We start from the raw sequence: 15,111 nt of genomic DNA on the forward strand, positions 1-15,111 counted from the left end.
CGATCAGCCCGCGACTCTCTCCTCGATCAGCGCATCGGTAAACCGCTTGCGCCACCACACCACGTCCTCGGCCTCGACATTGTCCATCATGGCGCGCCAGCGGTCGATCCGTTCGTGCCGAGGCATCTTGAGTGCGGCGATGATCGCGTCGCTGATCTCCTCGGCGCTGTAGGGGTTAATGAGCAGCGCGCCCACCTGCAGCTGCGCCGCCGCGCCTGCGAAGCGCGAGAGGATGAGGACACCGGGATCCTCGGGATCCTGCGCCGCAACATACTCCTTGGCGACGAGGTTCATGCCGTCACGCAAGGGTGTCACCAGCCCGATCTTCGCCGCGCGATAGATGCCGGCGAGCTGCTCGCGCGGATAGCCCTGGTTGACGTAGCGGATCGGCACCCAATCGGTATCGGCATAGGCGCCGTTGATCCGACCCGACAGCCCTTCCAGCGTCGTGCGAATCTTCTGATAGCTGCCGACCGCCCCGCGCGACGGCGGCGCGATCTGAAGCAGGAAGACCTCCTTGCGCTCCTCCGGATGCTCCTGCAGGAAGCGCTCATAGCCGAGAAAGCGCTCCTCCAGTCCTTTCGAATAGTCGAGCCGGTCGACGCCGACGATCAGGTCGCGGCCAACCGCACTGTCGCGCATCCGGCGATAGGCGAGGCGAGCAGTCGGACTGCGCGACGCCTCGGCGAATTCCTTGGCGTCGATGCCGATCGGGTTCGCCATCACCTGCACGCTGCGGTCGCCCAGTCGCAGGTGGTCGCCGTCGAGCACCGCGCCCATCTCGTCGATCGCGTAATCGCAGAAGCTGTCGAGCCATTCCTGTGTGTGGAAGCCGACCACGTCATAAGCAAACAGGTGGCTGACCAACTCCGCCGCCTCGGGCAGGACGGCGAGTAGCCGGCGCGGCGGCCAGGGGATGTGGAGGAAGAAGCCGATCCGGTTCTGGCACCCGCGCTCACGCAGCGCACTGCCCAGCGGAAACATATGATAGTCTTGGATCCAGATCGCGTCGTCGGGTTCGATCAACGGGCGGACGGTGCTGGCGAAGCGGTCATTGACCCGGCTGTAGCCGCCGGCGAAGTCGCGCTCATACTCGGCGAGGTCGATGCGATAGTGGAACAGCGGCCACAGCGTCCGGTTGGCGTAGCCGTTGTAATATTCGTCGACGTCCTGTTCCTCCAGATCAACCGTTGCCGTCGTTACGCCGCCCGAACGCTGGAAGTTGATATGGCCGTTGAACTGCTCGGTCGTCTCCCCCGACCAGCCGAACCAGATGCCCTTGTATTCGCGCAATGCCGCCGACAGCGCCACCGCCAGCCCGCCTTGCGCCCCCGAATGCGAATCCGAGGGTGCCGACACACGATTGGAAATGATGATGAGGCGACTCAACGGATCGAGCTCCATGGTTTGCTAAGAAGGACGGCGCAATTGATCATCCCGACCAGCGAGTAGGTCTGTGGGTAGTTGCCCCAAAGTTCGCCGGTTTGCGGGTCGATGTCCTCGGACAACAGGCCCGAGGCGGTGCGGCGCGACAGCATCTCCTCAAACAGCGCACGCGCATCGGCATCCCGGCCGGTGAAATGCAGCGCCTCGATAAGCCAGAAGGTACAGACGTTGAACGCCGTCTCGGGCAGGCCGAAATCATCCTCGGTGTCATAACGCAGCATGTGGCTGCCGCGCCGTAACCCATGTTCGACCGCGTCGAGCGTGCCGCGGAAACGCGGGTCGTCGGGTGACTGGAAGCGCAGGTCGAGCAGCTGGATCAGGCTGGCGTCGAGGTCGTCGCCCGAAAAGGTCGCCGACATGCGCTGGGTCTCCTCGCGCCACGCGGCGGTCTCGATCCGGTCGCGCATGATCGCCGCGCGGTCGTTCCAGAAGGTTGCGCGCTCGGGCAGCCCCAGCCGCTCGGCGGCGTTGCCGAGGCGATCGCACGCGGCCCAGCACATTGCCGCCGAATAGGTGTGGACCGACTGGCGGGTGCGCAGTTCCCACAGGCCGGCATCGGGCTTGTCGTAGAGTTCCCACGCCCGCTCGCCGACGCGCTCCAGCGCCTCGAAATCCTCGACCCCGGCCATGCGGAACAGGCGCTCGTCGAAAAAAGCCTGGACGTTCGACAGGACGATCTGGCCATAGGCGTCGTGCTGGATCTGCTCGGCGGCCTGGTTGCCCACGCGCACCGGCCCCATGCCGCGATAGCCGGCGAGGCGCGGTGCCTGCACCTCGGGCAGGCGCTTCTCGCCGAGCACGCCGTAGAGCGGCTGGATCGCGCCACCCTTGGCATCGTCGACGATGTTACGCAGATAGCCGAGATACCCCTCCAGCACGTCGAGCGCGCCGACACGGTTGAGCGCCTGGACAGTATAATAGGCGTCGCGGATCCAGCAGTAGCGATAGTCCCAGTTCCGCTCCGACCCGGCATGCTCGGGTATCGAGGTGGTCAGCGCCGCGACGATCGCGCCGGTTTCCTCGTGCTGGCACAGCTTGAGCGAGATCGCCGCGCGGATAACCACGTCCTGCCATTCGAGCGGCGTCGCAAGGCCGCGCGACCAGTGCTGCCAATGCTGTGTCGTGTAGCTCAGCATCTCCTCGACCGCAGTAGCGATGTCGCCGCCGAAGCTCTCGTCCGGCCCGAGGAAGAAATAGAGCGGACGTTCCACGCGGAAGGGCCGCTCGTCCCACAACTGCCCGACCGCGGCATTGGTGGTGAGGCGCAGCTGCATCCCTTCGAGAAGGAAGCGGATATGGTTCGAGCCCGAAGTGCGCTCGACCGCTGCATCGCCCCAGCCGCGCGTGGGGCGCAGGCGCATGCGGATGCGCGGGCTGCCCGATATGGGGCGAATGATGCGGACATAGGCGACCGGGCGGTAGGTGCGGCCCAGCCGCTCGAACCGCGGACAGAAGTCGATCACCTCGATCGCACTGCCGTTGGCGTCGGTCATCCGGCTGACGAGGATGGGCGTGTTGCGGCGATATTGCTGCTCCACGCGATCAAGGTCCTGAAGGTCGATCGCCCACAGCCCCACCGCATCGTCGCTCTCGGGATCGCGGCCGTCGAGGAGCGAGGAGAAAACGGGGTCGCCATCGACGCGCGGGACACAGCCCCAGATGAAGCGCGCCGAGGTGTCGATCAGCGCCGAGACCTGGCAATTGCCGATCGGCCAGAGATCGAGGGTCGGGTTCACAGATATGCCTCCACTGCGCGCGAGAGCCAGGTGCGGACGGCGCTGACGCCCTCCAGTCGATAGCGGGCGGCGGTGCCCCGCTCGGGCCCGATCAGGATGCCTGCCCCGCCGAGCGCCGCCACCGCGCGGAAGCCGTCCTCGTCGGTCACGTCGTCGCCCAGGAAGACCGGCCGGCTGCCCGCGAACGGCGCCTCACCCATCAGCCGCTCGATCGCCGCGCCCTTGTCGCCGGCGGCGGCGCGTAGCTCGACCATCATCTTGCCGGGCTGGACGCGAAGGCCGTGTGCGGCGGCGAGCGCCTCGGCCAGCAAGTTTGCCTCATCCTCGACATCGGGCGCCATGCGATAGTGGAGGCCGGCGCCATAGGGCTTGGTTTCGACCAGCACCCCGTCATGCGCCGCGGCGAAGGCGCGCAGCCGGTCGATGACGTCGGGCAACCCCGCGGGCAGCTCGGGCCCGGCCGTGCGGCCGCCCGGATAGCGGAATTCGACCCCATGGCTGCCGCCGATGACGAAGGGGATGCCGCCGAACATCTCGACGATGCGCTCGCTTGCCCGGCCGGTCACGATCGCCAGACGCCCGTCGAGCGCATGGCCTACGCGCGCGAGCAGCCGGATCAGTTCGGCATCGGCATGGACGAGGTCGGGTCGGTCCTGCAACTCGACGAGCGTCCCGTCGAAATCGAGGAACAGGCTGGCGCCACCGAGCAGGTCGCGCGGCGGCGTCGGCAACAGGGTGGTGGTGTCGTTCAAGTCTGCCTCCCGCGCCAAAGGAATGTTTCGCCCCCGAACGCGGTTCCGCATTGCGGCATTTTCTCGGCTTTGTCAGGCGGCGCGTTGCTCACCGCGTTCGGGGTGCGCGAACTCGATCGCATCGTCGACCCGGCCGAAGCGGAGCGCCATCAGGTCCTTGAGGTAATTCTGGTGCAGCCGCCACGGCGCGCGCTTGCCCTGCTTTGGAAAGCGGTCGATCGCGCGCTGGACATAGGTCGAGGTGAAATCGAGGAACGCCTCGTCCCCCGCCTCCCCCTCGCCCACCCGCGGCGTCGCCGAGCGCATGCCGCGGGCACGCATCGCATTGAGCAGGCGGCAGACATAGGCGGCGGTCAGATCGGCCTTCAGAGTCCAGGAGGCATTGGTATAACCGAAGGTGTAGGCGAGGTTCGGTACGTCGCTGAACATCATTCCCTTGTAATTGAGCGTCCGCGCGAAGTCGACCGGACGGCCATCGATGCGGACGGGCATGTCGTCCATCAGCTTGAGTTCGAGGCCCGTCGCGGTGACGATGATATCGGCGGGCACGCGGGTGCCGTCTTCCATGACGATGCCCTCGGCTTCGAACCGGTCGATGGTCCCGGTCACCACCTCTGCGCGGCCGGCCTTGATCGCCTCGAACAGATCCCCGTCGGGGACGAGGCAGAGGCGCTGATCCCACGGGTCGTAGCGCGGCGTGAAGTGAGTCGCGACGTCGTAATCGGGGCCGAGATGGTCGCGCACCCAGCCGATCAGCTTCTCGGCCGCAGCCTTGGGGTGCTTGCGCATGCGGCTGTAGAAGAACTGGCCGATGAGGGCGTTGCGCCAGCGGATCGCATCGGTCGCGCGCCGCGCACCGATGAGGCGGCGGAGTCCGTTGGCGATCCGATCGGACGCGGGCCGCGCGACGACATAGCTGGGCGAGCGCTGCACCATCGCTACCTGCGCCCCGCGGTCGGCGAGCGCGGGGACCAACGTCACCGCGGTCGCGCCGCTGCCGATCACCGCGACGCGCTTGCCCGAAACGTCGAGGTTCTCGGGCCAGAATTGCGGGTGGACGATCTGGCCGGCGAAATCGTCCGCGCCGGCGAAGGCGGGCGCATGGCCGCGTGCATAGTCGTAATAACCCGTGCACATCACGACAAAGCGGCAGGCGACGGTCCGCCGCTCCCCCGCGACGTCGACGGTCAGCGTCCAGGCGGCGTCCGCGCTCGACCAGTCGGCGGCGACGACGCGCGTGCGGGTGCGGATATGCGGCTCGACCCCGCTTTCGCGGGCGGTGTCCTGAAGGTAGGAGAGGATCGACCCGCCCTCGGCGATCGCCTTCTCTTCGGTCCAGGGCCGGAAGCTGTAGCCGAGCGTGTACATGTCGGAGTCCGACCGCACGCCGGGATAGCGGAACAGGTCCCAGGTGCCGCCCAGCCGCGCGCGCGCCTCAAGGACGGTGAAGCTGAGATCGGGACACTCGACCTTCAAATGGCGCGCCATGCCGATGCCCGACAGGCCGGCCCCCACCACCACAACGTCGAACCACTCGTCGGCCATCAAGCGCTCTCCCGAGCGTACCGGATATTCGATCGGGGACGACGGGGGAAGCGCAACCTGCTCCCCTCCCCACCTGGGGGAGAGGAGCAGTGCCTCAATAATCCCGCGAATACCGCAGGTTCACGCTCGATCCGCCGAAGCTGCCCGTCTGCGACAGTACCGACAGCGCCTTTGTCAGCGCGATCTCGAGCTGGGTTGCGGTGAAGCCGCGGGCGTCGGTGATGATCTCGACATAGATGTCGTCGGTCAGATACTGCCCAGCTGCCAGCGCCGTCCCGCGGCCCGACGCCTCGTCGGCGCCGAGGATGCGCAGGCGGTCGATACCGCCCGCCTGACGCAGCTCGCCCAGCGGATTGAGGCCGCCGCCCGACCCGCGCAGCGAATTGAGCGCGCTGGCCAGTTGGATCGCCTGGATCGCCGATAGGTTGGTGACGGACCGGCCGAACAGGATGCGGGCGAGCACCTCGTCCTGCGCGAGCGCGGGCGTGGAGGTGAAGGACAGGCGCGGCCGCTGCGCGGTGCCCGTCACATTGATCGTCGCCGTCACCCCCTCGGTCGTGGTCGAGGCCGAAATGGTGATGTTGGGATTGGTGAGTTCGTTGCCCTCATAGGTGATGAGGCCGCGGTCGAGCTCGAAGCGCTTGCCCGCAAAGCTGTAGGTGCCTCGGATCGCCTCGATCTCGCCCGAGATGCGCGGATTGGCCGAGGTGCCGGTGATGCGCAGGTCAGCCTGCCACTCGCTCTCCAGCCCCATGCCCGAGACGTAGAGCCGATTGTCGGCGCTGACGCGGATATTGAGGCGGAACAGCCCGGCCGAGGGCGCAGGCGTGCTGCCGCGCTCAGCATTGGCGGCCTCGAGCGGCGCGCCGCGACGGCGCACCCCCGTCAGTTCCGGCACTTCGGCCGATCCCTGGCGGATGACCTGATAACGTGCCTCGGGGATGCGGATGTCGCCTTCGATCAGGCCGCCGTTCGCGCCGTTGGTGACGCGGACATTGCCCGTCGCGGTCGCGCCGATCATGTCGCTGCGGGCAAGGCGCGCATTGTCGAGGGTGGCGCGCACATCGATCGGGAAGCCGCTATTGGCGGCCAGGCCGACATTGCCCTGGGCTGTCACGGTCCCCTCGCCCGCGGTCGCGCGCAGCTCCTGCAATTCGAAGCGATCGTTGGTGAAGCGCCCGGTCAGCCGCATCGCCGACAGCCGCGTGCCGTAGGTCTCGTTCTCATAGACGAGGTTGTTGGCGCGGATCAGGCCGGCGACGCGCGGGCTGCCCAGCGTCCCGCTCATGTCGGCAGCGATGCCGATCGGTCCGGCAAGCTGTTGGTTGGCGATGCCACCCAGCGACCACAACACCTCCGCAGGGCCGTTATAGCGGATGCCGCCCGATAACGGCGCACCTGCGCTCATGCCCGTCTGCACCGCGACGCGGCCGATCGTCGCGCCTTGGCGCTGGACCAGCGCGCGGATGTCGGCGCGGCCGCCGGTCAGGCCGACGATCGACTGGATATCGACCGGCGTCGAGACCGTCGACAGGCCCGAGCGGGTGAAATTGTTGACAAGGATGCGGGCGTTGCCCGTCGGCGCCGCTGCACCCGCGGCCTGATTGACCTCAAAGCTGCCATTTGCGGTGCCGCCCAGACCGATGCCGGGGACGAAGGTATTGGCGATCTGAAGGTCGAGGCTGTCAAGCCGCCCCTGAAGCGCATAGCCGTTGCCGTAGCGCCCGGCGAGCCGCGCCGAGCCGCGATCAAAGTCGATGCGCGTCGGCTGAAGGCGATAGCCGCCGCCCGCCACTTCGATCCGCGCGGGGCTGGCGGTGCGGAAGTTGACGCCATTGCCCTTGCCCTTGAGCGCGACGACCCACAGCGCCGGGCTGAGCCGGGCATTGGCGGCGAGCTCGAACGGCACGCCGGTGGTGCCGCGCGCGACCGCCTGCACATAGCCGTTGCCGCCGCGATAGTCGCCGCGCGCACGGGCCCGAGTGACGACGTAATCGCCCTGGCGCAGATTCGCGACCTGCGCGTCGAAGGTGACGGCCGGCGCATCGTCATAAAGGACGACGCGGGCGTTTGCCTGTGCCTGACCAATTGTCAGGCCCATGTCGCCGGGGATCGTCGCGTTGGCCGCGCGCGCGGCGACCGTCGCCGACTGGAAACGCCCAACCGCGCCGAGCACGGCCCGGCCGTTGACGCCCGAGCCCGCAAAGTCGAGCGCGCCAGCGAACGGCCCAGCCGGCGTGGCGGCGACGCGGCCGTTGAAGGTGATGCCCGCAAACACGCTGTTGCGAATGTCGGCAGTCAGCCGCGGACTGGTCCGCAACAGGACGTTGGCGTTGAACGGTCCGTAATTGGTGCCCCCGGTCGCGGCGATGGCATAGGCCTCACCCTGCCCGCGCACTCGCGCCTCGAGATTGACGAGCCCGACGCCGACACCCGGTCGCGGCGCGCGCAGCAGGACGACGGGCTGGGCGACGCTGCCCGACACGCGCGCGGTGAGCGGGCCGTATTGCGTCGAATAGGCGTCCGCCTCCACCGCGAGCGGGCCCGCGAAATTGTAGCTGCCGCGCCCGCGGGTGATGCGGAACTGCGGGGCGTTGAGACGGAGATCGTGGAAATTGACGATCCCGTTCGGCGTCAGCGCGACATTCACCGCCGCGGTCGCGTTGCCGCCCAGGAAGTTGCGGATCCCGTCGTTGAACAGCCGCTTGGTCTGGGTGACGATGCGTCCCTTGATGCCATAGCCGGCGGGGGTCATCACGAGGTCGGCGTCGGTTTGCAGGTCGATGATCCCGATCGAGGCGACCTCGTAATCGTTGACCCGACCCTTGAGCGCGCCGGTGTAGCGCCCCGTGCCCATGTCGGCGACGAGGATCGCCGTCGCATCGATCCGGTCGGATCGGATGCGCATATTGTCCGACAGGATCTGATCGCCGTTGATCGCCACGTCGCCGTTGAGCGCCACGTTGGTAACGAGCCCGCCGACCGCGGCGTTGAGGCCGGCAATCCGGGCGGCGCGGGCATTGACGGGGATCAGGATACGATCGGCGTCGACCGTCGCCTTGCCTTCGGCATAGAGCCGCTCGACCACCGTCTCGCCGAAGCCGATCGCGGCGGCGGTCAGCTTGTAGTCGACCGTCGGAGTCGCGAACGCGCCGTTCAGGGCGACGGCGGCGCGCACGGCATTACCGTTCAGATTCTCGGCGATCGCCCCGGGGGTGAGGAGCTGGCCCTCGACGCGGAAATTTTCGAACCGGCTGCGGCCAAGGTCGAGCAGGCCCGCCGTCGCCACGGCGAGCGCGGAGGAGCGCAGGCGCAGCTGGGTGTCGAGCCGCCGCGCCTCGAGCAGGCGCGCGTCGAGCGCGATCTGGAGGTCAGGGCTGGTCAGCCGCTCAACCGGCCCCTGCAGGTAGAGGCCCGGCCGCGCGGCACCACGTACCTGGAACAGGCCATCGCGGCCGGTAATGGCGAGGTTGGCGAGCTGTGCGTTGCCCAGCGTGCCCGCGAGGCGCCCTTGCCACTGCTTCCAGCTGCCGGCGCCGTCGATCGTTGCATAGAGCGGCGCCTTGAGCCCCGCCATCGACCCGACCAGCCCTGTCGCAGGCGCGTTGAGCTTGAGGTCGAGGTCGAACTTGTCGGCATCGGGGACCGCATCGAGCGCGACCGTCACCCGGTCGCCGCCAGCGATCCCGGGGCCGTTCAGCGTTGCGGCATTGGCGGTCAGCTGCGCCCGGCGGTCGGCGATGTGGACGTTGCCTTCGATCCGCGCGAGATAGCGCCTGCCCGCGACCGGCGGGGCCAGGTCGATGCGGTCGATCGCGAGGCGGTTGACGTCGATGTCGAGGTCGGGAAGCAACGGCGCATTGGGGTCGCTCGGCACTTCCTTGAGTTCGGGCAGGCGGCCGACCCGGACCAGCGGACTGGTCAGGCTGCGCACGTCGACATGATTGCGTGCGAAGGCGAAGGGCCGCCAGTCGACGGTGAGCCGCGGTGAGGTGGCGAACACGCCCCGTGGGTCGCTGACCCGCACGTCGCGCAGCACCATCGCGCCATAGATCGATCCGTCGATCCGCCCGACCTTGACGTTGAGGCCCGAGGCAGTCGTGAATCCGCCGATCCGGTCGGCGAGGAAGCGCTTGCCCGGCGAGGTGTTGAGCCCCAGCACCACGGCAAGGAGCAGCAGCGCGATGGCCACCAGCGCGATGCCGATCCACTTCAGGATGCGCTGCCAAAGCGGGCGGCGGTCGATCACGACGACGGTTTCGGTCGGGTTCTCGACGGGCGGGGGCGTGTCCTCGGCCATCAGAACGCCTGCCCGATCGAGATGTAGAGCGCGATCAGCGATTCACCCTCGCGCCGGTTGATCGGCGTCGCCACATCGACGCGCATCGGCCCGAAATTGGTATAGAAGCGCCCACCGATACCCGCTCCGAAGCGCAGGTCGCGCCCCTTGGGCAGGGTCGAGTCATAGACCTGGCCCGCGTCGATGAACGGCACGATCCCGAAATTGCCAAAGCGGTACCGCGCCTCGAGCGCGAACTCGTTGAGGCTGCGCCCGCCGATCGGGCGGAACACCGTCGGCGAATTGTCGTCCGACACCTCCTCCTCGGGATCGAAGTCGGGGTTCGCCTCCTCGGTCCGGGGCCCGAGTTCCTGGAAGCCGAAGCCGCGCACCGATCCGCCGCCGCCGGCATAATAGCGCCGCGAGGGGGCGAGATCGTCGCGCGAAATCCCCGCGATCGACCCGGCGCGCGCGCGCCCGGCGATGACGAGATTGTCCATGACGGGAAAATAGCCCGTCACCTCGAGCATCGAGCGGATATAGGGGCGCACCGACCCCTGTACCGAGGTCTCGGGCGACAAGTTGAGCTTCACGCGGAAGCCGCGCGTCGGGTTGAGCAGGTCGTCCGACGTGTCGAGGCCGAGGAACAGCGGGATCGCGGCAATGCCATAGGTACGCCGCACGCGCTCGTTCCGCTCGAAGTCGAACACGTCCTCGTTGGTGCCGATCAGCTCGCCACCGTAATAATAGGTCCACTTCTTCTGCCAGATCGGCGTCGAATCATAGCTCCAGCGCGCCGAAAGCGTGCCGGTGAACGCCTCGAACGCATCATAGTTCGAGCGGTTGGCCGAGGCGCCCACCTGGAACGTCCGGTCGCGTCGCCCGGCGTTCGAGCGGCGGAAGGTGACGCCCGCGCCCTGTTCCTGCGTCCCCGCGACCGCGTTGACGATCAGCGCCCCTTCCGGTGCGAAAAGGTTGCGATGCTGCCACGTCCCCTCAAGGCGAACGCCCTGACCGGTGCCATAGCCAGCTTCGCCGGTCAGCCGGCGAGCCGGTCCCTTGTTCTGCCGGACAAGCAGATTGACCTGCTCGGTCGTGTCCGGCCCCGGCACGCCGGTCCGCTGCGGCTCGACCGAGACGGTCGAGAACAGGCCCGTCGCGATCAGCGCCTCGCGCATGTCGTCGACCAGCCGCGCGTCATAGAGCTGGCCCGGCTTGAAGCGCGGGAAGATCTGCACATGGTCGAGATCGAAGGCGAGATCGCCCTCGGTCGAGATCGTGCCGAACGACGATCGCGGCCCGGTTTCGACGGGCAGCGTATAGTCGCCGGTGAAGTCGCGCTCGTCGAGCAGGATGTCGCGCTGCCCAAGCTTGACGAAGGGATAGCCCTGCTGCGGCAGCTTGAGCGAGACGTTGGCCTCGGCGCCCTGGATCCGCGTCGCCTCGAGCGGGTCGCCCGACTTCAGCGGCAGCTCGCGGCGGATCAGGTCGGGCGGGATCGTCGCGTTCGCCCTGACCGTGATGTCGCCCAGCTTGTAGCGCTGCCCCGGCGTCGCACTGATCGTGGCGCGCAGATTGCCCGAATTGGCCGGGTTCTGCTCGACGGTCGAGACCGCGGTCGCGTCGTAATAGCCAAGCGAGCGCAGGAGGCGAACCGCCAGCTGCTCGTCCTCGCGCGCGCGCGCCGACACCATCGTCGCGTTCGCCGCCTTGCCGTCGCCATCCTCGAGCGCCGACAGGTCCTTGAACTGCGCCTCGACGCCGGCGTCCTTGAGCCCTTCGAGCACCACCGTGTAGCGGATTTCGACCGTGCGTGGATCGGGGCCGCCCGCCACCTCGGCCGGGGGCGTCACATCGAAGGTCGCGAGCGGCGGCAGCGGCTGCGCTAGCACCGGCTCGCCCGGAAGGGGCTGGGGCGGGATCGCAGCGGGGTCGGTGGTCTGCGGGGCAAGGGGTGCCGGGGCCGCGGTGGTGCCGGGGCGCGAGGGGGCGGCAGGCGTCGGCGCTGCCGGCGTCTCGAATGACTGCATCGATTCGAGCGGCGCGTTAAGGTCGCTCGAAAGCGGCGGCAATTCCGCCTCGAACTGCGTGTCGGGAACGATCGGTGCGGTCGGCGTCGCCGGCGCCGGCGCTTCGGCGGCGGGGGTCGATGCCGCGGCGGGTGCAGACTGTCCGGGCCGGGTCGGATCGGGGGTGATCTGCGCTGCAAGTGGTCCGGCGATCAGCGCGCTCCCGGCGCATAGCGCAATACGCAACCCCTTCGATCCCCGCTTCGCCACGTCGTCCCCGTCGTCCCTGACCGGGGCTCGCAAGATCCCCCATTTCAGCACTGAACGATCCGGTTCGCGTTTCGCTCCCACAACGAATGTGAATTTTCGGCGGAAGATCAGCGACCAAGCTGCATCCTGACGGCGAGTGGATCGTTCATTCCCTTGAACGGATGGCACGGCGAAAGGGGTTCGGTGGCCGACGCGACGATTGAAACGAACAGGCAGGAGCTCGACCCAGCCGCGCGGCCGGGTGCCCAATCGAAACGCCCATGGCATCATCCGTGGCGCGCGTGGCGATCGATCCTGGGCCGCGTCTATATCATGACCGGCTATCACAACCTGTCGCTGATGGCGGCTGGCGTCGCCTTTTACGCTTTCCTGTCGATTGCCCCGCTGCTCGGCGCGATCGTGATGAGCTATGGCCTGTTCGCGGACCCGCAGACCGTCGTCGATCACATGCAGACGATCTTCGAGCTCGTGCCCGCCGACGCCGCGCGGCTCATCTCCGATCAGTTGATCGCTGTCGTCTCCACCACTTCGGGCAAGGCGGGGATCGGCCTGCTGATCGCGCTGGTGCTCGCAATCTACGGTGCGATGCGCGCGTCGAGCGCGATCATTCAGGCGCTCAACGTCATCTATGAGGAGGAGGAGAGCCGCAACATCGTCGTCACGACGCTGCTGTCCGCGATGTTGACGGTGGGCGCGGTGCTGGCGGCGATCGTCGGGCTCCTGTCGGCCGTGGCGCTCGGCTATCTCGGCTTCCTCACCCATTATCTAGGGTCGGCGGGCGTCGCGACACTTCAGGTCCTGACCTGGGTCGTTGCCGCGACAATCGCGAGCGCCGCGTTTGGCTTCATCTATCGATTCGGCCCCGACCGCGCACCCGCGCGCTGGCAGTGGCTGACGATCGGGTCGGTCACGGCGACGCTGCTGTGGCTCGCGGCAACTCTGGGCTTCGGCCTCTACGCCGCCAATTTCGCCAATTACAACGCAACCTATGGCGCGCTGGGTGCGGTCGTGGTGCTGCTGATGTGGCTGTTCGTGTCGAGCTATGCCGTGCTGATCGGCGCCGAGCTCAATGCCGAGGCCGAGCGCCAGACCGCAATCGATTCGACCACCGGCCCTGAACGCCCGATGGGCCAGCGCGGCGCCCGCATGGCCGACAGCCTGCCAAGTAAGCGCCAGCACAAGCCCAAGCGAGGTCAGTATTAGGCGATCCCGGCCCCTCTCCGATCAAGTCCGGGGTGAAGCAAGATTGCCCAGCGCCGCCACCTTCGCGCGCTCGTCGGCGGGGATCAGCCCTTCGAGGACAGCCCAGAAACCGCCGACCGCCCCCTGCCCCGCGCTCTGATACGCCGCGGACAGGCGCTCGCGCAGCGCTTCGAACAAGGCCGCCTCCAACGCCGCCCCCTCCGCCGTCAGCCGAAGCAGCCGCTGGCGCCGGTCGCGGTCGCCGGGGCGCATTTCGACCAGCCCGCGCTCTGTCAGCTCGGTCAGCACGCGGCCAAGCGACTGCTTGGTGATCGCCAGCAGGCTCAGAAGCTGGCTGACCGTCAGCCCCGGCTGGCGTGCAATGAAATAGAGCGCGCGGTGATGGGCGCGGCCCAGCCCCTTGGCCGCCAACCCCTCGTCGATCGCACGGGTCATGTGGCTGTAGCCGAAATAGAGAAGCTCGACGCCCTTCCGGATTTCGGCCTCGCGCAGGAACAGCGGCGAGGCGGGGCGGAACGGTTCGGGTGCAGTTGGGCCAGCCATGTTGACCTGTTCTGCCAGCGCTCCTAGCGTCCCGCAACCTTGCTGGCCTGGACGGACGACATGACCCCGACGCTCGACGTGACCACGACCTTCCCGCTCGAACGCCATGCGAGCCCCGTCGATGCCACCACGCGCGCGGGACTGCTCGAGAATCCGGGCTTCGGCCGCATCTTCACCGACCATATGGCGGTGGCGCGTTGGAACGCCGAAAAGGGCTGGCACGACCTGGCCATCCAGCCGCGCGCGTCGCTGCAGATGGACCCCGCCTGCGCCGTACTCCACTATGCGCAGGAGATCTTCGAGGGGCTCAAGGCCTATCGCACCGACGATGGCGGGGTGACGCTGTTCCGCGCCGACGCCAACGCGCGCCGCTTTCGCGAATCCGCCCGTCGCATGGCGATGGCCGAGCTGCCAGAGGACCTGTTCCTCGCCTCGATCGACGCGCTGGTCGCCGCGGACCGCGAGTGGATCCCGGCGATCGAGGGCGGCTCGCTATACCTCAGGCCGTTCATGATCGCGAGCGAGGTGTTCCTGGGCGTCAAGCCATCGGCCGAATATCTCTACATGGTCATCGCCTCGCCCGCGGGCGCCTATTTCAAAGGCAGCGCACCGTCGATCACCGTCTGGGTGAGCGAGGACTATACCCGCGCGGCCCCCGGCGGCACCGGCGCGGCCAAGTGCGGCGGCAACTACGCCGCCAGCCTCCAGGCGCAGGCCGAGGCGATCCGCGAGGGATGCGACCAGGTCGTGTTCCTCGACGCGGTGCAGCGCGCCGAGGTCGAGGAGCTGGGCGGCATGAACACCTTCTTCGTGTTCGACGACGGCTCGATCCAGACGCCGCCGCTCACCGGCACGATCCTGCCCGGCATCACCCGCGATTCGATCCTGACGCTCGCCCGCGACGAAGGCCTCGGCGTGCGCGAGGCGCCCTATTCGATCGACGCGTGGGAAGCGGATGCCGCAAGCGGACGACTGCGCGAGAGCTTTGCCTGTGGTACCGCCGCGGTCGTGACGCCGATCGGGCGTGTGCGCGGGCGCAGCCGTGACTTTCGCATCGGCAATGGTGGCCCCGGCGAGCTCACCAGCCGCCTTCGCGAGCGGCTGGTCGCGATCCAGAAGCAGCAGGCGCCCGACCCGCATGGCTGGGTACGCCGCATCCTCTGATCCCTCTTTCCTCGGGCACAGGGCACGCTATAAGCGCGCCCTCGCCACGGGCAGCGATGGGGCGTCGCCAAGCGGTAAGGCAACGGTTTTTGGTACCGTCATTCGGAGGTTCGAATCCTCCCGCCCCAGCCAGCCGATGATCAACGACGGCGTCGGCCTGACGT

The 15,111-nt window shown here is 68.0% G+C and carries 9 protein-coding genes and 1 tRNA gene; 3 read left to right on the top strand and 7 right to left on the bottom strand.

Features of this window, described 5'->3' with window-relative positions:
* Nucleotides 1-3: 3 nt before the first annotated feature.
* From COC42_RS03390 to COC42_RS03415, 6 genes are all read right to left on the bottom strand, one after another.
* Nucleotides 4-1,404, bottom strand: a complete 1,401-nt coding sequence (locus COC42_RS03390; RefSeq protein ID WP_096341847.1) for an alpha,alpha-trehalose-phosphate synthase (UDP-forming) — start codon at nt 1,402-1,404, stop codon at nt 4-6.
* Nucleotides 1,386-3,182: a glycoside hydrolase family 15 protein gene (locus COC42_RS03395; protein ID WP_096341848.1), complete on the bottom strand. Its 1,797-nt coding sequence runs from the start codon at nt 3,180-3,182 to the stop codon at nt 1,386-1,388. Before COC42_RS03395 ends, COC42_RS03390 begins: the two co-directional genes overlap by 19 nt.
* Complete coding sequence (gene otsB / locus COC42_RS03400; RefSeq protein WP_245843802.1) at nt 3,179-3,934, bottom strand: trehalose-phosphatase; 756 nt, start codon at nt 3,932-3,934, stop codon at nt 3,179-3,181. The genes COC42_RS03395 and otsB overlap by 4 nt, the downstream gene beginning before the upstream one ends.
* A gap of 72 nt (nt 3,935-4,006) precedes the next feature.
* A complete protein-coding gene (locus tag COC42_RS03405; RefSeq protein ID WP_096341850.1) occupies nt 4,007-5,479 on the bottom strand; it encodes a flavin-containing monooxygenase in 1,473 nt (490 codons plus the stop codon).
* Nucleotides 5,480-5,573: 94 nt separating this feature from the next.
* A complete protein-coding gene (locus tag COC42_RS03410) occupies nt 5,574-9,779 on the bottom strand; it encodes a translocation/assembly module TamB domain-containing protein (RefSeq protein WP_096341851.1) in 4,206 nt (1,401 codons plus the stop codon).
* Nucleotides 9,779-12,013: an autotransporter assembly complex protein TamA gene (locus COC42_RS03415; RefSeq protein ID WP_245843804.1), complete on the bottom strand. Its 2,235-nt coding sequence runs from the start codon at nt 12,011-12,013 to the stop codon at nt 9,779-9,781. The genes COC42_RS03410 and COC42_RS03415 overlap by 1 nt, the downstream gene beginning before the upstream one ends.
* 207 nt (nt 12,014-12,220) lie before the next feature.
* Here COC42_RS03415 and COC42_RS03420 point away from each other — a divergent pair, with 207 nt between their 5' ends.
* A complete protein-coding gene (locus COC42_RS03420) occupies nt 12,221-13,240 on the top strand; it encodes a YihY/virulence factor BrkB family protein (protein WP_245843806.1) in 1,020 nt (339 codons plus the stop codon).
* A 21-nt stretch (nt 13,241-13,261) separates the two neighbouring features.
* On the opposite strand, the gene COC42_RS03425 is transcribed toward COC42_RS03420, so the two are convergent.
* A complete protein-coding gene (locus COC42_RS03425) occupies nt 13,262-13,783 on the bottom strand; it encodes a MarR family transcriptional regulator (RefSeq protein WP_096341852.1) in 522 nt (173 codons plus the stop codon).
* 60 nt (nt 13,784-13,843) lie between these two features.
* Between COC42_RS03425 and COC42_RS03430 the strand changes: the two genes are divergently transcribed.
* Together COC42_RS03430 and COC42_RS03435 are read left to right on the top strand one after the other, a co-directional pair.
* Nucleotides 13,844-14,947 carry a branched-chain amino acid aminotransferase gene (locus COC42_RS03430; protein ID WP_096343066.1) on the top strand — a complete coding sequence of 368 codons (1,104 nt, stop codon included), beginning with the start codon at nt 13,844-13,846 and terminating at the stop codon, nt 14,945-14,947.
* Nucleotides 14,948-15,004: 57 nt separating this feature from the next.
* Nucleotides 15,005-15,079: transfer RNA gene (locus COC42_RS03435), tRNA-Gln, on the top strand.
* The last annotated feature ends 32 nt before the right edge of the window (nt 15,080-15,111 follow it).

Source organism: Sphingomonas spermidinifaciens, from assembly GCF_002351485.1.
Classification (GTDB): domain Bacteria; phylum Pseudomonadota; class Alphaproteobacteria; order Sphingomonadales; family Sphingomonadaceae; genus Sphingomonas; species Sphingomonas spermidinifaciens.